At 39.4% G+C, this 22,240-nt stretch carries 20 protein-coding genes; 16 read left to right on the forward strand and 4 right to left on the reverse strand.

Translation table 11 applies throughout. From position 1 onward, the window contains the following. Positions 1–29: 29 nt before the first annotated feature. Positions 30–1,184 (reverse strand): glycerate kinase, encoded by a 1,155-nt coding sequence (locus F936_RS05310; protein WP_005045732.1) that lies wholly within the window; start codon positions 1,182–1,184, stop codon positions 30–32. A 397-nt stretch (positions 1,185–1,581) separates the two neighbouring features. Between F936_RS05310 and F936_RS05315 the strand changes: the two genes are divergently transcribed. The 5 genes from F936_RS05315 (at position 1,582) to epmA (ending at position 7,540) form a co-directional block, all read left to right on the forward strand. Continuing rightward, a complete protein-coding gene (locus F936_RS05315; RefSeq protein ID WP_005045734.1) occupies positions 1,582–3,990 on the forward strand; it encodes an FdhF/YdeP family oxidoreductase in 2,409 nt (802 codons plus the stop codon). Between the two features lie 78 nt (positions 3,991–4,068). Next, on the forward strand, positions 4,069–4,860 hold the full coding sequence (gene fdhD / locus F936_RS05320; RefSeq protein WP_005045736.1) for a formate dehydrogenase accessory sulfurtransferase FdhD: 792 nt from the start codon (positions 4,069–4,071) through the stop codon (positions 4,858–4,860). A 143-nt stretch (positions 4,861–5,003) separates the two neighbouring features. Further along, complete coding sequence (locus tag F936_RS05325; protein ID WP_003650158.1) at positions 5,004–5,396, forward strand: YkvA family protein; 393 nt, start codon at positions 5,004–5,006, stop codon at positions 5,394–5,396. A gap of 105 nt (positions 5,397–5,501) precedes the next feature. Continuing rightward, positions 5,502–6,569: a 4-phosphoerythronate dehydrogenase gene (locus F936_RS05330; RefSeq protein ID WP_005045739.1), complete on the forward strand. Its 1,068-nt coding sequence runs from the start codon at positions 5,502–5,504 to the stop codon at positions 6,567–6,569. Further along, entirely contained in the window at positions 6,566–7,540 is a 975-nt protein-coding gene (gene epmA, locus F936_RS05335; RefSeq protein ID WP_005045742.1) for an EF-P lysine aminoacylase EpmA, read from the forward strand. Before F936_RS05330 ends, epmA begins: the two co-directional genes overlap by 4 nt. 58 nt (positions 7,541–7,598) lie before the next feature. Here the strand turns inward: epmA and F936_RS05340 are convergent, their stop codons facing one another. After that, positions 7,599–8,570 (reverse strand): Tim44 domain-containing protein, encoded by a 972-nt coding sequence (locus F936_RS05340; protein ID WP_005045744.1) that lies wholly within the window; start codon positions 8,568–8,570, stop codon positions 7,599–7,601. An 82-nt stretch (positions 8,571–8,652) separates the two neighbouring features. Further along, positions 8,653–10,041, reverse strand: a complete 1,389-nt coding sequence (gene radA / locus F936_RS05345) for a DNA repair protein RadA (RefSeq protein WP_003650164.1) — start codon at positions 10,039–10,041, stop codon at positions 8,653–8,655. Positions 10,042–10,383: 342 nt separating this feature from the next. On the opposite strand from radA, the gene F936_RS05350 reads away from it, so the two are divergent. The 7 genes from F936_RS05350 (at position 10,384) to F936_RS05380 (ending at position 17,690) form a co-directional block, all read left to right on the forward strand. After that, on the forward strand, positions 10,384–11,877 hold the full coding sequence (locus tag F936_RS05350) for an alanine/glycine:cation symporter family protein (protein WP_005045747.1): 1,494 nt from the start codon (positions 10,384–10,386) through the stop codon (positions 11,875–11,877). Positions 11,878–12,188: 311 nt separating this feature from the next. Continuing rightward, entirely contained in the window at positions 12,189–13,595 is a 1,407-nt protein-coding gene (locus tag F936_RS05355) for an amino acid permease (protein WP_005045750.1), read from the forward strand. A gap of 140 nt (positions 13,596–13,735) precedes the next feature. After that, on the forward strand, positions 13,736–13,960 hold the full coding sequence (lptM, locus tag F936_RS05360; RefSeq protein WP_005045752.1) for an LPS translocon maturation chaperone LptM: 225 nt from the start codon (positions 13,736–13,738) through the stop codon (positions 13,958–13,960). Positions 13,961–13,982: 22 nt separating this feature from the next. Further along, positions 13,983–15,233, forward strand: a complete 1,251-nt coding sequence (gene lysA, locus F936_RS05365; RefSeq protein ID WP_005045753.1) for a diaminopimelate decarboxylase — start codon at positions 13,983–13,985, stop codon at positions 15,231–15,233. Between the two features lie 5 nt (positions 15,234–15,238). Then, positions 15,239–16,084, forward strand: coding sequence for a diaminopimelate epimerase (dapF, locus tag F936_RS05370; protein WP_005045757.1), 846 nt, complete (start codon positions 15,239–15,241; stop codon positions 16,082–16,084). Between the two features lie 78 nt (positions 16,085–16,162). Further along, positions 16,163–17,086, forward strand: coding sequence for an ADP-ribosylglycohydrolase family protein (locus F936_RS05375; RefSeq protein ID WP_005045760.1), 924 nt, complete (start codon positions 16,163–16,165; stop codon positions 17,084–17,086). Position 17,087: 1 nt separating this feature from the next. After that, on the forward strand, positions 17,088–17,690 hold the full coding sequence (locus F936_RS05380; RefSeq protein WP_005045762.1) for an alpha/beta fold hydrolase: 603 nt from the start codon (positions 17,088–17,090) through the stop codon (positions 17,688–17,690). Positions 17,691–17,739: 49 nt separating this feature from the next. On the opposite strand, the gene F936_RS05385 is transcribed toward F936_RS05380, so the two are convergent. Then, a complete protein-coding gene (locus F936_RS05385; RefSeq protein ID WP_005045764.1) occupies positions 17,740–18,363 on the reverse strand; it encodes a LysE family translocator in 624 nt (207 codons plus the stop codon). A 174-nt stretch (positions 18,364–18,537) separates the two neighbouring features. Here F936_RS05385 and xerA point away from each other — a divergent pair, with 174 nt between their 5' ends. From xerA to F936_RS05405, 4 genes are all read left to right on the forward strand, one after another. After that, entirely contained in the window at positions 18,538–19,431 is an 894-nt protein-coding gene (gene xerA, locus F936_RS05390) for a site-specific tyrosine recombinase/integron integrase (RefSeq protein WP_080595434.1), read from the forward strand. Next, positions 19,421–20,002, forward strand: coding sequence for an HD domain-containing protein (locus F936_RS05395; protein WP_005045767.1), 582 nt, complete (start codon positions 19,421–19,423; stop codon positions 20,000–20,002). The genes xerA and F936_RS05395 overlap by 11 nt, the downstream gene beginning before the upstream one ends. Before the next feature lie 449 nt (positions 20,003–20,451). Further along, the gene (locus F936_RS05400; protein WP_003650176.1) at positions 20,452–21,201 is read left to right on the forward strand and encodes an electron transfer flavoprotein subunit beta/FixA family protein; all 750 of its coding nucleotides are present in this window, start codon (positions 20,452–20,454) and stop codon (positions 21,199–21,201) included. Between the two features lie 17 nt (positions 21,202–21,218). Continuing rightward, positions 21,219–22,151 (forward strand): electron transfer flavoprotein subunit alpha/FixB family protein, encoded by a 933-nt coding sequence (locus tag F936_RS05405; RefSeq protein WP_005045769.1) that lies wholly within the window; start codon positions 21,219–21,221, stop codon positions 22,149–22,151. Positions 22,152–22,240 lie beyond the last annotated feature (89 nt).

A 22,240-nucleotide genomic window follows, 5' to 3' on the forward strand; every position in this document is an offset into this window, starting at 1 on the left:
ATTTGTTGGTTTGACTGTTTTAAAGATAACTAAGTAATTTTTAGCGGTTGTTTCATATTAAACTGAATTAATCTCGCAATATCGATTGTTCTTTCGAAAATGAGTTCTGCTGCTTCTTCGCAGGCTTGTTCTAATGTGATTGGACCATTTGTTAGTGAAAAAGCAGCCGTAACACCGTGCTCATAAAGCGCTTGGTAGCCTTCGCCTAAAGTTCCTGCAATCACAATAACAGGTACATTTTTCATTTTTGCGACTCGGCTCACACCAAAAACTGTTTTGCCATTTAAAGTTTGTCGGTCGAATTTGCCTTCACCTGTAATGACCCAATCCGCGTTAGAGATCTTATGAGCAAGTTGATTGAGATTAGCTACAACTTCGACTCCAGCCTTAAACTCAGCATTTAAATAACTTTTGGCTGCAAAGCCTAAACCTCCCGCAGCGCCAGAACCTGCTTCATCTCTTTTATCGAAACCTAGAAGTTGGGCAGAGATATCGGCAAAATGGACAAGGGCTTGATCAAGTAACTGTACTTGAGCGGAGGTGGCACCTTTTTGTGGACCAAAAATATAAGATGCACCGTTTGGGCCGCAAAGTGGATTGGTCACATCGGCAGCCAATAAAAAACGTGTCTGCTGAATACGCGGGTCGAAATGAGTTAAATCAATTTTTGACAGATTACTTAGAGCGAGACCGCCATCGGGTAAAACATGTTGGTTCGAGTCTAATAAATGTGCACCTAATGCAGTTAATAAACCAGTGCCGCCATCGTTGGTTGCACTACCGCCCACAGTTAAAATAATGTCTTTTGCACCTGCGTCTAAAGCATCTAAAATGAGCTGGCCTGTTCCAAAAGTTGTGCTTTGGCAGGCATCACGTTCTGATGGTGGAACTAACTGTATGCCGCTCGCTTGAGCCATTTCAATCATGGCTATTTTTTGTTGTTTTAACCATCCCCATTTTGCCTGAACAGGTTTACCTAAGGGTCCAATTACGGTTTTTTCACGCCATTCACCTTTGCAGACTTCTAATACTGCTTCAAGTGTGCCTTCACCCCCATCTGCCATAGGGCATAGAATCGTTTCGGCCTCAGGAAAAACCTTTTGCCATGCTTGAGCAATTGCCTGCGCTACGCCCAAAGCCGACAGGCTGTCTTTAAAAGAATCTGGCGCAATCACAACCTTCATACGTTCTCTAAATCTGTTTTTTTCAATTAATTTATACTGCTTAAACCAATAAAAACCTACTTAAAATGACGTAAATTTCAGTTCATCACACCATTTCTATTTGTGAAAAATATAAAGTGAATTATGTTTTTATCTGTAAAAAATAGATCTTTCTGATGTTAAGGTATTGTTATTATTTAATTTAAATGATTTTTTCGATTTGGCTAAATTATTGTAATTATAAAAAATATGGCACATATTATAAGAACGATTGAGCCAGCTTTTAAAATATTGGGAATAGCATAAAAAGCGGACTCTACCCATAAGCTAGACAGCGGATAGCGTAGATATAACCATAATTAAATTGTGAATTTATTGCATCTGTTGAATGTGTAAAAAGAAATAAGAGGATGACAAAGTGGATAATTCTGAAGAACAAAAGCATATACAAGAAAATAACGGCTTTGCGCGAATTGAACCCTACACTCATCCTGCTGGGGGATGGGGGGCACTACTGAGTGTCGCTCGAAATCTAAAACGACAAGATATTTTAAAAAAAGGTTCAATTACCTTACTCAATATTAACCAGCCTACAGGCTTTGATTGTCCGGGATGCGCATGGCCTGAAAAGAAAAATGCTCATGCGTTTAATTTCTGTGAAAATGGAGCAAAAGCGGTTGCCTTTGAAGCAACCAGTAAAACAGTTACTCCTGAATATTTTGCAGGTCATACAGTCAGTTGGTTGTCTGAACAAAGTGATTTTTTTCTTGAAGATTTAGGTCGCTTAACTGACCCAGTTCGCTACGATGCAGCAACTGATAAATATGTACCCATTTCATGGGATGAAGCTTTTCAGATTATTGCTAAACATCTTCATGCGCTAGACCACCCAGACCAAGCGGCATTTTATACGTCTGGTCGCGCCAGTAACGAAGCGGCATTTCTATATCAACTGTTTGTGCGAAGCTTTGGAACAAATAACTTTCCAGATTGTTCGAACATGTGCCATGAAACCACAAGCGTTGGGTTACTTGATTCGATTGGTTTAGGAAAGGGCACAGTCACCCTAGAAGACTTTGATTTAGCCGATGCGATTTTTAGTTTTGGGCATAATCCCGGAACCAATCACCCACGTATGTTAGGCACTTTGCGTGAAGTGTCTAAACGTGGCGGCAACATTGTTGCGATTAACCCAATTAAAGAACGAGGACTTGAACGTTTCCAAGACCCACAAGCACCGCTTGAAATGATGACCAATGGCAGTACACCTATTAGCCGTTATTATTTCCAACCTAAAATTGGTGGTGACTACGCACTGATGTTAGGTATTTTAAAGCACTTAAATGAGTGGGATAAAAAAGCCCTTGCCTCAGGAAAACCAAGCGTTTTTGACCGAAACTTTATTGCGGTCAATACCATTGGTTTTGATGAAATGATTGCTGAGGTTGAAAAAACTGAATGGGCAGATATTTATAAACATTCAGGTTTGTCTGCTGAACATTTAGAAAAACTAGCCAAACTCTTTTTAGAGTCTGAGCGTTCAATTTTTTGTTGGGGAATGGGGATTACTCAGCACCGCCATGGAACTGCCAATGTACATATGTTAGCCAATTTATTGTTGGCACGTGGTCAAATTGGCAGGCCGGGTGCAGGGCTATGTCCAGTTCGTGGACACAGTAATGTGCAGGGCGACCGAACTATGGGCATTAATGAGTTACCTAGCCCTAAATTACTAGACAACATTGACCGTGTGTTTGGGATTAAATCCCCTAGAAAAAATGGACATGGTGTCGTCGAAACCATTAAAGCGATGGCTGAAGGTGAGGTCAAAGTCTTTATTGGTCTAGGCGGAAACTTTGCAGTTGCAACCCCTGATACACCGTATACGCAAGAAGCACTTAGAAAGTGTAATTTAACTGTTCATGTCGCAACCAAGTTAAACCGTAGTCATTTGGTGTGTGGTAAAGAGGCACTCATTTTGCCATGTTTAGGCCGTACCGAAATTGATGAGCAACTTCATGGCCCGCAGGCAATTTCAGTCGAAGATTCGATGAGTAATATTCATTTGTCGGCAGGGCGTAATACTCCAATTTCTGAAAATATTTTATCGGAACCAGACATTGTGGCAAGAATGGCAGAGGCAGTGTTACCAGATAGTCAAATTAAATGGAAATGGTACATCGAAAGCTATGACCGTATTCGTGATTCAATTGCCGATGTCTTTGATGAATTCCATGATTTTAATTTACGGGTCTATGAACCGGGTGGATTCCACTTAGAGCATCCAGCCAATCAGCACATCTGGAATACAAAAAGTGGTAAAGCACAGTTTATGATTACGCCACTTAATGAAGTCTATGGCGATAAAGAAAATCAATATGCTGCTGCCTATACCGAAAGTAAAGTTTATACCTTAATGACAACTCGTTCTCACGATCAGTACAACACGACGCTATATGGTCTTGATGACCGTTACCGTGGGGTCTTTGGTCAACGCCGTGTATTGTTTATGAATCAGGCCGATATTGATGAAGCTGGCTTCGAAGCAAACCAGTGGGTCGATATTGAAAGTGTTTTCTCAGATGGCGTTAAACGTATTGTGCATAGTTTCCGAATTGTGCCTTACAACATTCCACGGGGCAGCTTAGCCGCTTACTATCCGGAAACCAATCCTTTAGTAGCCTTAAGCAGTCATGATAAATATGCCAAGATTCCGGCTTCAAAAAGTGTTCCTGTGATTTTGCATGCCGGTGATGCACCTGAACACTTTAATTTGGCAACAGCAGTTGACCCTGAAGATGCAGATAGAAAAGTAAGCAGCCTTTAAATCAAAGGTGATATTAGAAATGTAATTGAAACAGATGGCGCTCCCAAAAGGCGCCATTCCAATATAAAGGAAATTATTTTGACACCACATTCTTATGGGGTTGAAACATTACAAGTACAGCGGTTTAAGAAAACCGAATCTGAAAGTGTTTTAGATAATATTGTTCAAGAGTATCCAATAGCTTTGGTATATAACGGTATTTCTCATGCAGTGATGATGGCAACACCTACCGATGTGAGTTTGTTTGCTAAAGGTTTTAGTCTCTCTGAAGGAATTTTAACGAGCTTAAAAGAACTGTATGCCATTGAGGTGCATCAGAGTGAATTAGGTATTGAAGTCGAAATGACGATTTCATCTAGAGCATTTGCCACATTAAAAGAACGTAGACGAATGATGGTTGGGCGTACCGGCTGTGGTTTATGTGGTATTGAAAGTTTAGAGCAGTTTCATCTCGATGTTCCTAAAATTACCACCGAACCTTCTAAAGAATGGCTTGCGCAAATTCCGATGGCGATTGCTCATTTAAAGAATCGGCAAGAAATTACTGCTTTAACAGGAGGTGCTCATGCAGCAGCTTGGGTCGTTGAAGGCCAAATTATCGCTTTATTTGAAGATGTGGGACGTCACAATGCTTTAGACAAATTAATCGGTTATTTAGCCCAAGAAAACTATGACACCAGTTCTGGTTTTGTTGTCATGACCAGTCGTGCAAGCTATGAATTAATTCGTAAATGCGCTCAGTTAAATATAGGTTTATTGGCTTCAATTTCTGCCCCAACCAGTATGGCTATTCGGCTGGCAAAAATATCGGGTCTAACTTTGGCTAGTTTTTGTCGTGGTGATGGCTTTGTTTTATATACGGAAGTATGAAGCCTTAAAATAACCATTAAATAAACTCTCATTAAAAGAATGATCAAAAAGATAGAAATTTACATTTCTATTTTTTCTAATTTTAAGCTAGGCAGAAGTTTTATACTTTATTATCAGACTTCGGTAGGTCGGAGTGTGTCCCAGTGTCTTGGTTGCAGTCTCTAAAAGATTGGGCAAAACGTCTAAAAAAACAAATTATTATGTTGTGGTTTGCATCAAAGCACCCGCAAATGCCGGTGTTACCAAAAATTATTGCTATTGTAGCGGTAGCTTATGCTTTTAGTCCCATTGATTTAATTCCAGATTTTATTCCTGTTTTGGGTTTACTTGATGAGGCTTTAATTTTACCCATACTCATTTGGTTAGCTGTTCGCTTTACACCCAAACACGTCATTTTAGAGGCAGAACAACAAGCCGAAGAATGGCTTGAACAACAAGAACGCCGTCCTCAAAATTATTTGGTCGCTGTGTTGATTATTCTAGTTTGGATAACTTTGGCTGTGATGGCTTATTTCTATTTTAGCGGTGGTTTATAAGTTCTAAAGGTTCAAGATATAGAGTACTAATTTAAAGGCATTAACATTGTACTTTGCTACAACTCAAAGGATAATAACGTTTTTATAAGCTATGAGTTGCAGACAATGAAAATCGTCGCAGATGAAAATTTGGCATTTACCGATTACTTTTTTTCAGAGTTTGGCGATATTCAACACCATGCAGGGCGTACCTTAACTCATGCAGATGTAAAAGACACAGAGGCTTTACTGGTTCGCTCGGTAACAGCAGTTAATGAGAATTTAATTCGAGACACTTCAATAAAATATGTGGGTAGTGCCACAATTGGTACTGATCATTTAGATATTCCAGCTTTAGAAAAACAAGGAATTACGTGGGCAAATGCAGCAGGTTGTAATGCACAGGCAGTTGCTGAATATGTAATTACTGCTTTACTGCATTTAGATGCCAACCTTTTAGAACAACAAGAAAAATTTACCCTAGGCATTGTTGGGTTTGGAAACGTGGGTAAACGTTTAGCATATATGGCTCAGTTGCTTGGCTGGCGTGTGATTGGCTTTGACCCATATGTACAGTTAGATTCAATTGAAAATGTAAGCTTAGAAATGCTCTTGCGACAAGCGAGTGCAATTTCAATTCATGTGCCGTTAACGAAAAATGGTGAGCATGCGACGTATCATCTTTTTGATGAGCAAGCGTTTGCAGCACTTCAACCTAACACGATTTTAATTAATAGTGCGCGTGGCCCAGTCGTTAAAGAAGCGGCTTTAATCGAAGATATTCAGCGTACAAAACGTAAAGTCGTGCTCGATGTATTTGAACATGAGCCTGTCATATCTGAACAGCTTCTTGATATGTTGGCTTTGGCCACACCGCATATTGCTGGTTATAGCCTTGAAGGGAAGGCTCGCGGTACACAAATGATTTATGAAGCGTTTTGCCAAAAGTTTGGGTTCGATATAAATAAGCGTTTCGAGACACAATTGCCTACGTGCGAAGATTATTTTTCAGGTCATGACTTAAAGGCTGTGTTAAAGCAAAAATTAACTCAAATTTATGACATTGCACAAGATGATGCCAACATACGTGCTTGCATTAAAGACGGTAAGGTAGAGCAAAAAGCATTTGATTTATTACGTAAGAACTATCCACTGCGTCGCGAGTGGGCAGCACATGGAGGGCCGCAGGCATGAGTTTAAGTTATCAACCTACTTGTTCCATTGATGCCTTAAAAGCTCGTGCTAAGCTCTACACCCAAATCCGCCGGTTTTTTGCAGAACGTGGCGTCATGGAAGTTGAAACACCGATTGTTTCACAAGCAGGTGTCACCGATGTGCATTTAGCGTCTGTGCAGGCTTTGCGTCATATTAATGGCAAACTGCAAACTCAATATTTACAGACTTCACCTGAGTTTGCCATGAAGCGATTGTTGGCAAGTGGTAGTGGACCGATTTACCAGATTTGTAAGGTTTTTCGAGATGATGAACACGGGCGTAAACACAATAGTGAATTTACGATGCTTGAATGGTACCGCCCGAGTTTTGATCTAAAAGCTTTAATGCATGAAACCGCCGATTTATTGCAAAGCTGTTTGCAGCATCGTTTTGGTGAAGTTCGTCCATTTATTCTAAGTTATAAACATGCCTTTCAAGATCGCTTAGACATTAATCCATTACAAGCAACTTTGAGGCAACTCAAAGATACGGCAAATCGTGTGGGATTAAACCTTGATTTAGGTGACGACCGTCTAGCTTATATCGATTTATTATTCTCGCATTTTGTTGAACCAAGTTTGGGGTTTGATGCACCTGTCTTTTTAACTGACTTTCCACCAGAAATGGCATCTTTGGCAAAGGTAAAACTCGATGAAGATGGAGAAGAGGTTGCTGCCCGTTTTGAGGTTTATATTGAAGGTCTAGAACTTGCCAATGCTTACGATGAATTGCTCGATGCAGAGGTGTTACGTTCACGCTTTGAAGCAGATAATGCAGAACGGGCTAAGCAAGAGTTGCATGTCATGCCTTTAGATGAACATCTATTAGCTGCTTTACCTCATATGCCAGAATGTTCAGGAATTGCTTTAGGTGTGGACCGTCTATTAATGGTTGCAATGGATCAGGTCAAAATTGAAAAAGTTATTACATTCCCAGCAGACATTGCTTAAAAACTAACAAATAAAAAAGCCACAATATTGTGGCTTTTTTATTTAAGACTGATTCAAATTAAGCTTGTTGAATACCTGCAACAACCCAGTCTTGCTGAGAGCCAGCAGGTTTAACAAAGTGCCAGATTTCAGTAAATGGTTGTGGCAAGCTGTTTAAATCTTCACTCACATTACCTGTGAAGCGTACGCTCACAACGTATTGACCATTTTCATTCGCACTGTCTACAACCATTGCATTTAGATTGCTAAATTCAGCAACGTCTTGATCTTGGTTTTCCATGATGTCGTTATACATAGAAGTATAAAGTTCTGGTGTCAAGTAACGGCGAATTTCTTCAATGTTACTTGCAGTATTCATCGATTGGATATGATTAAAACGTTGACGTGCAATACGCAAGAACGCAGCAGGTTCACTACCGTCTGGAAGTTGGTTGCCATTGCTGGTTGTTACACCGCCAAAAGGAGCTTGGGTTGCAGCACCACCAGCCACAGACTGACCAAAGATGTTTGTATTATCGCCAGCCTTACGTGGTGTCGCTTGTGGTGCAGCAGAACGGCCAAATGGGTTTTGACCGCCGTTGTTTGGTGCGTAAGGATTATTAGCTGCTAATTTTTTTTTTGCGCCAAATTTGCGGAATACAAAAAAGGCTAAAGCTGCTGCAAGTAATACCCAAATCCAGCTAGGGATACCACCCTTTTCCTCTTGTTGGGCTTCAGCTTGAGTTGCTTGCTGCTCAGTTGATGTTGGTTTGTCATCAGCTAAAGCATTTGCTGCAACAGCACCTACGGCAGCACCAGCCACACCAGCTGCAACCATTGAACCAACGCCTGGACCAGATCTTTGAGGTGCAGTAGCGGGTTGTTGAGCAGGAGTCACTTGACGAGGTTGTTGATAAGACTGGCTTGAAGTAGTAGAACGTGCCATACCGTGGCTTTTACCACCACCTGCACGTTTAGCTTCAGCAAGAGGAGAAATTGCTAATGCAGCCATTAAAATACCGCTAATCAAGCCACGCTGGTGTACTTCCATAGGAAATTCCTGTTTAAAATTAATTTACAATAGTATTTATGCAGGTATTCACCCTAAATTTCAACTATAAAAGTATATTTTTTTATGTCAATTCATCACTCAATTGCATTGCTTCGGTCAATGCTTCATGCAGGCGGGCAACCGCAATGACTTGTACGCCTGGAATTGCTTTTTGCGGCGCATTACCTCTTGGTAAAATGACATATTTAAAACCATGTTTAGCAGCTTCTTTTAAACGCTCTTGACCATTAGGAACGGGGCGAATTTCACCCGAAAGACCAACTTCGCCAAAAACTGCAAGCTGCTGAGGTAAAGCTTTAGTACGTAAACTTGAGGCGCATGCTAACAAAACCGCTAAGTCTGAACCTGTTTCGGTAATTTTTAAGCCACCCACTATATTCACATAGACGTCTTGTCCTGTGGTTTGGACACCGCCATGACGATGCATTACAGCAAGCAGCATGTTCAAACGGTTTTGTTCAAGGCCTAATGCGACGCGTCGTGGTTGTCCTTGTGCATCGTCCACCAAAGCTTGTACTTCGACTAAAAGAGGACGAGTCCCTTCACGGCTAATCATGACGATTGAACCGGGAATTGCTTCATCATAACGACTCAAGAAAATGGCAGAAGGGTTAGCAACTTCACGTAACCCTTTATCTGTCATGGCAAATACACCCAGTTCATTGACCGCACCAAAACGGTTTTTAACCGCACGAATCATTCGATAGCGTGAGTCGGATTGACCTTCAAAGTAAAGTACACAATCCACCATGTGCTCTAAAACACGAGGGCCAGCAAGTGCACCTTCTTTGGTCACATGACCAACAAGAAATAACGCCGTGCCACTATTTTTTGCATAGCGTGTAAGTAATGCAGCAGATTCACGAATTTGAGAAACACCACCTGGTGCCGATTGAAGTGTTTCGGTGTAAAGCGTCTGAATAGAATCTAAAATAGCCACAGCAGGCTTTTCTTGTTCTAAAACCTCACAAATTCGTTCTACACAGGTTTCGGCCATGGCTTTTAATTTGTCAGTAGGCAAATCAAGACGTTGAGCACGAAGAGCAACCTGAGATAACGATTCTTCACCCGTAATATAAAGTGCAGAGCTTTTCGCACTTGCCATGTGGGTCGCTGTTTGTAACAGAATGGTCGATTTACCAATACCGGGATCACCGCCGATCAGTACGACTGAACCAGTAACCAAGCCTCCACCAAGTACACGATCAAATTCGCTAATACCTGTCTGTAAGCGGGTTTCATGGGAAACTGAGACTTTATTAAGTGTTGTAATATTAGCGGCTTGGCCTGCATAGCCCCCAGTTTTGGGACGTGCTCGGTGCGCAGTGGTTGGTTCAAGTCTGACTTCGGTCAGGCAATTCCATTCACCACATTCTGAACATTGACCTGCCCATTTAAGATGATCGGCACCACATTGCTCGCAACGGTAAATAGTTTTGACTTTACTCATAAAAAATTGAAATTTTGCTCGATATTATATAAATATAGTTCTATAGAGAGTCCTTAGCTCTTTTTCCTAAATTTTTCATGTAAAAGATTAGGAATTAGAAAAGGGGAGCTTTTTAGGAACTAAAAGGGAAAGACATCAAAAATAACACGATATAGGATTTTTACAAGTCAGATAGAGTTTGTTTTCAGTGGATATAAAAAATCTAATCTATCCCCAAGGAAGGTGTTTTACTGATGTATATATCTACCTGTTTATTATAGAAATGGCATGGATATTGCTGAAGTAAAAAACGAACAAAATAATATGAGTATTGTATTTTAAAAATACAAAAGGTTGATATCTATGAGTGCAGCAGAAATTGTTGATTGGGTAAATAGCATAATCTGGAGTAAAGGACTGATTTACCTGTGCTTAGGCGCGGGTTTATTTTTTTCTATTTTGACTAGATTCGTTCAAGTACGCCAAATGAAAGAAATGGTAAGGTTATTAATAAAAGGAACTTCTTCTGAACAGGGGATTTCATCTTTTCAGGCGCTTGCAGTTTCATTATCTGGTCGAGTCGGTGTTGGTAACATTGCAGGTGTCGCGGCAGCAATTGGTTTTGGTGGTCCTGGTGCTGTCTTTTGGATGTGGTTAGTTGCATTTCTAGGAGCAAGTACAGCATATGTTGAATCGACATTAGGTCAAATCTATAAGGTTGAATATCAAGGGCAATACCGTGGCGGTCCAGCTTTTTATTTTGATAGGGGTTTAGGACAACGCTGGTTAGGAATCGTGTTTGCTATTGCTGCGATTATTTCTTGTGGTTTATTTTTACCAGGTATCCAAGCAAATGCTGTAGGTAAAGCTTTTACCCAGATTACAGGTGAAGGAACAATTATTTTTGGAGATATTGGATTATTTAAACTTGTTGCCCTTGCTGTAATTGTAAGTTTGCTTGCCATCATTATTTTTGGAGGAATCAAGCGGATCGCACGTTTTGCTGAGTTCGTGGTGCCATTCATGGCTGCTGGATATATTTTAATGGCTGTCATTATTGTAATTGCCAATATCCATGAACTCCCTGGAGTAATTAAATTAATTTTTGAAGATGCTTTTTCTCCTATGGCGGGTCTTGGTGCGGCGATTGGCTGGGGAGTAAAACGTGGTGTTTATTCAAATGAAGCAGGTCAAGGAACAGGTCCTCACGCTGCGGCTGCGGCTGAAGTTCAGCATCCGGCTCAACAAGGATTTGTGCAGGCATTTTCAATTTATGTAGATACTTTATTTGTTTGTTCTGCTACAGCATTCATGATTTTAATTACGGGGATGTATAACGTACAAGGTACCTTAGAAGCAGGTCAATTTATTGTGCAAAATGTGGGAGCTACAGTTGAAATTGGTTCTCCTGCATTCACCCAAATGGCTGTAAGTACAATGTTTGGTAATTTTGGCCAAATTTTTGTGGCTTTAGCTGTTTTCTTTTTTGCTTTCACAACAATTGTTGCTTACTACTACATCGCGGAAACTAACATTACTTACCTAAGCTATATTACAAAATCTCCATCACTATTATTTGTGGTTAAGTGCTTTATTATTTTATCTGTATCTTATGGAGTATTGAGTGCAACTGGTTATATATGGGGTATTGGTGACATTGGTGTAGGTTTAATGGCATGGATCAACATCGTTGGTATTATTGTGACTTATTTTATATGGAAACCTACTATTAAAGCATTGAAGGATTATGAGGCACAGCAAAAAGCCGGAGTAACAGAATACACATTTGATCCTATTAAATTAGGAATAAAAAATGCAACATTCTGGGAAGAAAAATTGAAAAATAAGCAGAAATAAAGTTTCAGAAATTTAGTTTATTTAGTTATTTAATTCCGGAAGGGTAGTCTTAGGACTACCTTTTTTTATTTGTATGAACGAATGAACTTGTCAGACAAAAGTTGACTTAAAAGTGCGTTGTTTTGAAATGAGCTTGTGCGTATTATCAGCCATAATTGTATGTAGCTTGAAATCATCAGCAATACAGACAAAAATTGGTTAGCTGAAAAATTTTCAAAAATATACATTTAAAAGATACCTGAAAATGGTGCGATATCGTCTTTTTGATTTTAGCTAACGGACTAAAAAAATTACTGGAGTGTATTCATAGAATGTCGAATCAAAATCTGAGTGAGTCTCATGAACAAGGTGAGCTCCATCGTAGCCTCTCAAATCGGCATTTACAGCTGATCGCGATTGGCGGCGCAATTGGTACCGGACTATTCATGGGATCAGGCAAAACGATTAGTCTTGCAGGTCCATCGATCTTATTCATTTATTTGATCATTGGTACGATGGTGTTTTTCGTCATGCGTGCGCTTGGCGAATTACTTCTTTCAAATTTGGCTTATAAATCTTTCATTGATTTCACAACAGATTTAATCGGTCCATGGGCAGGTTATTTTGTAGGGTGGACTTATTGGTTATGTTGGATCACCATTGGTATCGCTGACCTCTCGGCAATTATCTATTACTTACAATTCTTCAATAATGGACTGCCTTTTTCGCCTGTTGAAGGGGCAATGATTAGTGTTGCCGCCATTGTATTCATTATGGGCTTGAACTTATTAACAGTTCGCTTATTTGGTGAGTTGGAGTTCTGGTTTGCACTCATTAAAATTCTAGCAATTGTTATTTTAATTGCTGTAGGTCTGTGGATGATCTTTACTGGCTTTACCTCTACTACAGGTGAAGTTGCTTCATTTACTCATCTTTGGGCCAATGGTGGTTTCTTCCCAACTGGGGTGCATGGTTTCTTAGCAGGCTTCCAGATTGCGATCTTTGCTTTCGTTGGTGTAGAGCTGGTTGGAACAACGGCTGCGGAAACTAAAGATCCTGAACGTAATTTGCCTAAAGCAATTAACTCAATTCCGATTCGTATCATTATTTTCTATGTGTTCGCATTAATTATTGTAATGTCAGTAACGCCGTGGAATCGAATTGATCCAGCCATCAGTCCATTTGTAAATTTGTTTAGTCAAGCAGGTGTTGCAGCAGCAGCAATCTTGATGAACTTAGTCGTATTGTCATCAGTGATGTCATCAATGAACAGTGGTGTCTTCTCAACAAGCCGTATGTTATTTGGTCTATCACGTGAAGATCAGGGGCCAAAAGCTTTTGGTAAATTGAACAAACGTGCAGTACCAGCAAATGCATTGTATTTTTCTGCTGCGTGTTTATTGTTAGGTGCAGCTTTACAGTATTTTGTACCCAATACAGTTGAGGCATTTACGCTTGCAACGACACTTTCAACGATTCTGTTCATTTGCGTGTGGTTACTCATTATCTGGAGTTATATCCGTTATTACACTACGCGTCCTGAGCTGCATGCAAAATCGACATTTAAGTTACCAGGTGGTTTATTTACATGTTGGGTCACCATTATTTTCTTTATTGGCATGATTTACGTGTTGTCTTTAGAACCAGATACGTTCAAAGCGCTTAAAGTCAGCCCAATCTGGTTTATTATTTTGCTCATTGGCTATTTCTTCTTCTATAAACCACGCAATAAAAAATAAGCTTTTTAATGAGTGATAATCAAACGCTGGCTGAAAAGCTGGCGTTTTTTTATCGATATTGTTTTTCCTGCTAAGTTTACTCTTTAGCCGTTTGCCTGATCACGGTATACTGCACCGAATTGTTTAAATCAGGTGCTCAGATGCGTCGTGTCATTTGCCTCATCAGTTTATTGAGCAGCAGTATTTTGCTTACCGCTTGTGGTCAGTCAGGAGCATTGCAACTGCCTTCTGATCCAAATTATGACAAACGCGCAAAATACTTGCTCTATCGTAATAACGAATCGAAACAAGCTGTACAAAAAGATGAAAAGGCTGAACAGTCAGTTGAATCATCATCAGCTCCAACCCAAACAACATCACCTTAAGCTTTGAAATAAGGACACATTCATGAGTTTCACCCGCATTAATGGAGTATTGCATGCAGAGCAATGTTCTCTGGAGCAGCTTGCGCAGCAATTTGGCACACCGTTGTATGTTTATTCAAAAACAGCTTTTGAAAAACATTACCTAGATATGGACCGTGCCTTTGACTTTATTGATCATCAAATCTGTTTTGCGGTGAAATCTAACTCAAATTTAGCTGTTCTTAATGTATTGGCAAAACTTGGTGCTGGTTTTGATATCGTATCAGGTGGTGAGCTTGCGCGTGTTTTAAAAGCGGGTGGAGATGCATCTAAAGTTGTTTTTTCTGGTTTAGGTAAAACCGAAGCCGATATTGAAACCTCATTAAATGTAGGCATTGCCTGCTTTAATGTAGAGTCATACGCAGAACTAGACCGTCTTCAAAAAGTCGCGGCTCGTTTAGGCAAGAAAGCTCCAATTTCTTTACGTGTAAACCCTGATGTAGATGCAAAAACACATCCTTATATTTCCACAGGTCTTAAAGAAAATAAATTTGGTATTCCAAGTGATACCGTTTATGAAACCTATCAATATGCTGCATCTTTACCCAACCTTGAGATTATTGGAATTGACTGCCACATCGGTTCGCAATTAACCGAGACTAAGCCATTTGTTGATGCTTTAGATCGTGTCATGGTGATGATCGATGAATTGAAAAAACTTGGCATCAATCTTAAACATATTGATATTGGTGGTGGTTTAGGTGTTTGTTATAAAGATGAGACGCCGCCAAGTGTTGAAGAATATGCTAACTCAATGAAACCTGCTTTAGAAAAGTTAGGTCTCAAGGTTTATATGGAGCCGGGCCGTAGCATTAGTGCAAATGCAGGTGTACTTTTAACAAAAGTTGATTTGCTTAAACCAACGAGCCACCGTAACTTTGCCATTATTGATGCAGCAATGAACGATTTGATTCGCCCAGCTTTATATGAAGCTTGGATGGATATTCAACCTGTGGTACCAAGTTCAGATACTGAAGAAAAAACTTGGGATCTTGTTGGTGCAATCTGTGAGACAGGTGATTTTATTGGTAAAGATCGTTCATTGGCTTTAAAAGAAAATGACTTGTTGGCTGTACTCGGTGCTGGTGCTTATGGTTTTGTAATGAGCTCAAATTACAACACACGTGGACGTGCCGCTGAAGTAATGGTATCAGGCGATAAAGCTCATTTGATTCGTGAGCGTGAAACAGTTGAATCCCTTTGGGAAAAAGAACGTTTATTGCCTGAGGAGTAAATGAAATGTTGTTAGAATTTACTAAAATGCATGGCTTAGGCAATGACTTTATGGTGGTTGATCTGATTAGCCAACGTGCTTATTTAGATACAGAAACAATTCAACGCTTAGCTGACCGTCATTTTGGTATTGGTTTTGATCAGCTTTTGATTGTTGAACCACCTGATTTACCCGAAGCAGATTTTAAATATCGTATTTTTAATGCTGATGGTTCTGAAGTTGAACAATGCGGTAACGGTGTCCGTTGTTTTGCTCGTTTTGTACATGAGCGTCATTTAACGAGCAAAACCAATATTACTGTTCAAACCAAAGCCGGTATTGTAAAGCCAGAACTTGGGCAAAATGGTTGGGTACGCGTGAATATGGGCTACCCAAAATTTTTACCAAATGAAATTCCATTTGTTGCTGAACAACCAGAAGCTTTATATACACTTGAGTTAGCCAATGACCAAAACATTAGTATTGATGTGGTCAATATGGGCAATCCTCACGCTGTAACTATTGTTCCAGATGTACTCACAGCAGATGTTGCTGGTATTGGTCCACAAGTTGAGTCACATAAACGTTTTCCTGAGCGTGTGAATGCTGGTTTTATGCAAGTAATTGATGAAAACCATGTGCGCCTTCGTGTATTTGAACGTGGTGTAGGTGAAACACTTGCATGTGGGACAGGTGCTTGTGCTGCTGCGGTAAGTGGCATGCGCCGTGGCTTACTGGGTAATTCAGTTGAAGTTGAATTGGCTGGCGGTAAGCTACAAATTGAATGGCAAGAAGGCGATGTGGTCTGGATGACTGGTCCAACAACCCATGTATATGATGGGCGTTTGGATTTACGTTATTTTCAAGGCTAAATTAGATTTGTCTTAGGGGAGAGGACTTAAAATAAGGCCTTTCCCCTTTATTTTATAAGAATAAATATTGAGAGAAAAATGCAAAATAGAATTAAAGGAGCAATTTATGGATTGCTGATTGGTGATGCAGTCGGTGTACCATATGAATTTCATTCAGCTTTGCAGCTTCCACTTTACTCACATATTGATATGGTTCCACCTAAAGATTTTAGGCGAACTTATCCAGATATTCCAATTGGGACATGGTCAGATGATGGAGCTCAGGCTCTATGCTTATTAGCGTCACTATTGCATTGTCAGAAACTCGATAGTATCGATTTTGCTAACCGTCTTCGCAATTGGTACCGTTATGGTTATATGGCGGTTGATTATCAAGTGTTTGATATTGGTGTACAAACTGCTCAGGCGTTAAAACGTTATGAAGCTGGGGTGTCTGTAGAAGAGATAGCGAATACAGATGAACATTCGAATGGTAATGGAGCGTTGATGCGCACATTACCTTTGACATTATGGCATAGGGGATCAGATCAGCAATTAGTTGAGTTAGCCTATCAGCAGTCCCATTTGACCCATGCTCATCTCCGATCAAAAATTTGTTGCGCTTTATATTGCTTATGGGCAAAATATTTATTGAAAGGACAATCAGTTAATGATGCTTGGAAATCTAGTATTTCAATACTGATGCAACTTTATAAAAATAGTGTTAATGAACAACAAGAACTCGATAATATTCTTGATTCAACACATGAGAAAAAAATATCAGGCAGTGGTTACGTAGTAGATTGTTTACATTCAGCCCGTTTTGCTCTGCAACAAGGTAGTTATCAAGACGTCATTAAAACAGCTATTGCCTTAGGACAAGATACTGATACAACCGCTTGTGTTGCAGGAGGATTGGCAGGAATTGTGTTTGGATATGAAGGGATTCCTGAAATATGGTTACAGCAGTTAAGAGGGAAAGAAATACTTGAACCATTATTAAAACAATTAGAAGAAGCATGACATGAATTTAATTTTCTTTCCCGGTGCGTCAGGGAGTACTACATTTTGGCATCCATTAATTGAAAAACTACCTCAGCAGTATCATACAAAAATTATTGGTTATCCGGGCTTTGGAGATACACCAGAATCTGTAGAGGTTAAAGATTTTAAAGACTTAACAAACTATGTTCTTAATCAAATTAATGATGATTCAGTAATTATTGCTCAATCTATGGGAGGAATTTTTGCTGTTGCCGCAGCGTTGCAAAAACCTCAACTGGTTAAAGGGCTGGTTTTGATTGCAACTTCCGGTGGAATCGATCTTGAAAGATTCAATGTACGAGATTGGCGTGAAGCATATCGCCAAGCCTTTTTAAAATATCCAGATTGGTTTGTTACTACCAATATTAACTATGAAGAATTTTTGTCAGATATAAGCGTTGAAACTTTATTAATCTGGGGCGATAACGATCCGGTGAGCCCCGTTCAGGTGGGGCAGTATTTAAATCAAAAGTTTGAAAATTCGACGTTATATGTTGTGAAAAATGGCGATCATCAGCTAGCAGAAAAACATGCCGATGAAGTTTCAGTTCAAATAGAAACCTACTTAGAAAAACTAATGTAAGTTTTTAAGTGTTATTTAGCGTGCTAGGTGCCAGCACGCTTTTTTAGATTTACTTTTTGCTCAAAGCCAATTTCAAAGCAAACAACACAAAAATACTGCCTGTAATACGGTCCATATATTTTACAAATTTAGGTTGCTTTAGATAACGTGACAGTGGTTGCATGGCCAAAATTAATAGAGTTGACCATAACATTCCAATTACTACATGAATCATTACAAGCCCCATGACCCAAGTGACAGCCGATGCTTGCGGTGGAATAAATTGGGGAAGAAATGAGATATAAAAAATGCCGACTTTGGGATTAAGTAAGTTACCCAAGAAACCTTTAATAAACCAATTTTGTGAAGTAGTCATATTTGAATTACTCCCTTGCATGTCTGCAAGTTGACTACGCGGTTTTAAAATCATATTCAAACCCAGCCATGCAAGATAAGCGGCCCCCATCCATTTCAATATATTAAAAGCTAAATCAGAAGCCATGAGCAAAGCACCCAGACCGCAAGCAACCACAATTCCCCATGCAATACAGCCAAGGCTAATGCCTACTGCTGCTTGGAATGCTTTAGATTTACCTTCAAGTGTAGCAGTACGAATAATTAAAGTCGTATCTAGACCAGGGGTAAGCGTAAGTAAGGTAATTGCAAGTAGATAGGGTATGAGTATGGTGGTCATGGCAGCAAGGTTTCGACAAGTACTTGAGCTAAAGTGTAATACATATATAAGGTAGTTAGTTGTTATGCTGTACGATCTCAATTTTCCTGATCAACTACTTTTTGGTACACTGAAAAAAATAAAATGAGCAAATAAATGGAGAGCAATTTGGATTTTGCATTACAACTGCTCTCAATGTGGTTAAAAGAAAGAAAAATTCAGAACCAGTCTGAGCACACGATTACTGCTTATGAAAGAGATGTTAAAAGCTTTCTTGAGTTTTGTGATCTCAAACAAATTGATTTAAGAAATGTTGAAGCTTCAGATTTACGTGAATATTTGGCCCAGCGTGTTGAGCAGGACCAGTTAAGTTCAAGCAGTATGCAGCGTCATCTCACTTCCATTCGCCAGTTCATGAAATGGGCTGAACAAGGAAAATATCTAGAAATTAACCCTACAGATGATTTTAAGCTCAAACGTCAGCCTAGACCTTTGCCCGGTATGATCGACATAGAAACGGTTAATCAAATTTTAGATCAACCTATGCCTGAAAAGCCAATTGATCAGCAACTGTGGTTACGTGATAAAGCCATGTTGGAGTTACTTTACTCAAGTGGTTTGCGTCTGGCTGAGCTGCAAGGTTTAACAATTAAAGATATAGATTTTAATCGGCAACTGGTCCGTATTACAGGTAAAGGAAATAAAACCCGTATTGTACCGTTTGGAAAAAAGGCGAAAGAAAGCCTATTGAATTGGCTAAAAATTTACAAAATCTGGAAAGGCCATTTTGATCAAAATGCTTTTGTGTTTATTTCTCAAAGAGGTGGTGTGTTAACACCGCGACAAATTGAAAAACGTGTAAAGCTCCAAGCACAAAGAGCCGGCGTGAATGTAGATTTACATCCTCATTTATTGCGGCATTGTTTTGCTAGCCACATGTTATCAAGTAGCGGTGATTTGCGATCAGTACAAGAAATGTTAGGTCATAGCAATTTATCTACGACACAAATTTATACACATATTGATTTTGATCATTTGGCGCAAGTTTATGATCGAGCTCATCCGAGAGCACAAAAGAATGAACACTAAAGCGCGTTTGTTTTTATCACTTGATCAAGATGCGTTTAGTCAATGTAGTATTTTCATTGAGACAATTTTGCAGGAATATCAAACTATTATTGATGCCGATTATCAAGGATACTTAAATCACTGTAAACGTGTGGCTGCATGTTGTTTAATATTAAGCCAAGATAGTCGTGAAGATACTATACGTAAAATAGCGATTGCAGTTGCCTTTCATGATATTGGGATATGGACAAGTAAAACAATTGATTATTTAGAGCCATCCGTCAAAGTGATGTTAAGTTATCTTACTTTGCATCGGTTATTAGATTGGCAAATAGAAATAACATTGATGATTACAGAGCATCATAAATTAACAACGACAAAGTGTTCAGAATATCCATTGGTTGAATATTTTAGACAAGCTGATTATGCAGATTTTTCTTTAGGCTTATTGCGTTCAAATATTTCAAGAAGCGAGTTTAAAAAGTTAACGAGTCAATATCCAAACGCTGGATTCCATAAAACGCTAGTTTATTTAGGATTAAAACGTTTTTTACAAAAGCCTTGGAGTCCATTACCTATGTTTAAATGGTAGTTTAATCTTTTGTTTTCAATAGAAATATATGCTGAAAGATAAGTTGGTAATAGTCGATTACTTTTTATTTTTTTCAACATTTATTTTATGTATGTTCTTACCTAATTGCCAGTTTTTCAGAGTACTTTAAGTACTTTCATTGGGTGAGAAAATGATGTTTTTGTTGTTTTTCTCCTCACTATAATTAAAGGGTTTTAAGCTGCCGTATTTTTTAAAATATCAAGAAATTCAAGGTTTAAAATTTGTTTGGCTTATTTGCTAAATTCATTGAGTGAATAAGCAATTTGAATTAGTGAACTGGGCATTTCATCTTTTTTATAGCAGTAGCGGAAATTGTGACTTGACCGAAATGCCAAACACATTGCAAGATAGGGTACCTAAAAAATTTTAATTGAAGAGTTAATATACTTTTCTCAACATTTACTTTTGCTAGAACAGCCGAGGATTACATGAAGGCTCTTGTTGCTGTAAAACGCGTGGTTGATGCCAACGTCAAAGTTCGTGTTAAGCCGGACAATAGTGGGGTTGACCTTACTAACGTTAAAATGTCAATTAACCCATTTTGTGAAATCGCAGTGGAAGAAGCGGTTCGCTTAAAAGAAAAAGGAACAGTATCAGAAATCGTTGTTGTTTCTGTTGGTCCTAAAGAAGCTCAAGAACAAATCCGTTCTGCAATGGCTTTGGGTGCAGACCGCGGTATTTTGGTTGAAACTACTGATGAAATTGGCGCTTTAGAAGTTGCTAAAATTTTAAAAGGTGTTGTTGATGCTGAAAAACCAGAACTGATCCTTCTTGGTAAACAAGCAATTGATGATGACTCTAACCAAGTAGGTCAAATGCTTGGCGCATTATTAGGTGCGGGTCAAGGTACATTCGCTTCTGAAGTGAAAGTTGATGGCGGCAAAGTACAAGTAACTCGTGAAGTTGACGGTGGTTTACAAACTGTTGAACTGGCACTTCCTGCAATCATTACAACTGACTTGCGTTTGAACGAGCCACGTTATGCAGCATTGCCTAACATCATGAAAGCTCGTAAGAAGCCACTTGATACTAAATCTCCTGCTGATTATGGCGTTACAGCTGGTACTAAGCTTAAAACTGTTAAAGTTGAAGCTCCAGCAGAACGTAAAGCTGGCGTACAAGTGAAATCTGTAGATGAGCTTGTTGAAAAATTGAAAAATGAAGCGAAAGTGATCTAATACGGAAGGATAAAATCATGAGTATTTTAGTTATCGCTGACCACAACAACCAAGTACTTAACGGTGCTACTTTAAACGTTGTTGCTGCAGCACAAAAAATCGGTGGTGATATTACTGTATTAGTTGCTGGTTCTGGTGCTCAGACAGTTGCTGATGCTGCTGCTAAAGTTGCTGGTGTAAGCAAGGTTTTGCTTGCTGACAACGCAGCTTATGCAAACCAGTTAGCTGAAAACGTAGCTGCTTTAGTTGCTGATTTGGCTAAAGGTTACAAATACGTATTAGCTGCTTCTACAACAACTGGTAAGAACATTCTTCCACGTGTTGCTGCTCTTCTTGATGTAAGCATGATCACAGACATTATTTCTGTTGAATCTGCTAACACATTCAAGCGTCCGATCTATGCAGGTAACGCGATTGCTACTGTTCAATCTGACGAAGCAATCATTGTTGGTACAGTTCGTGGTACAGCATTTGATCCAGTAGCTGCTGAAGGTGGTTCTGCTACCGTTGAAGCAGTAAGTGAAGCGAAAGATGCAGGTATTTCTAATTTTGTATCTGAAGAAATCGTGAAACTTGACCGTCCTGAATTGACAGCTGCTCGCATTGTTGTTTCTGGTGGTCGTGGTGTAGGTTCTGGTGAGAACTACCATAAAGTACTTGATCCATTAGCTGACAAGCTTGGTGCAGCACAAGGTGCTTCACGTGCGGCAGTTGATGCGGGCTTCGTACCTAACGACTTCCAAGTGGGTCAAACTGGTAAAATCGTTGCGCCTGACCTTTACGTTGCTGTAGGTATTTCTGGTGCGATCCAGCATTTGGCTGGTATGAAAGATTCTAAAGTTATTGTTGCAATCAACAAAGACGAAGAAGCGCCAATCAACAGTGTTGCTGACTACTGGTTAGTTGGTGATTTGAACACTGTGGTACCAGAGTTGGTATCTAAACTTTAATCTTTACTGGTTAAAGTCAAAAACCCTTAGTTTTTACTAAGGGTTTTTTTATTGTAGGGATGGATTTTAAAGAATAAATTGGATTTGTT

The organism is Acinetobacter calcoaceticus DSM 30006 = CIP 81.8 (assembly GCF_000368965.1).
GTDB lineage: Bacteria > Pseudomonadota > Gammaproteobacteria > Pseudomonadales > Moraxellaceae > Acinetobacter > Acinetobacter calcoaceticus.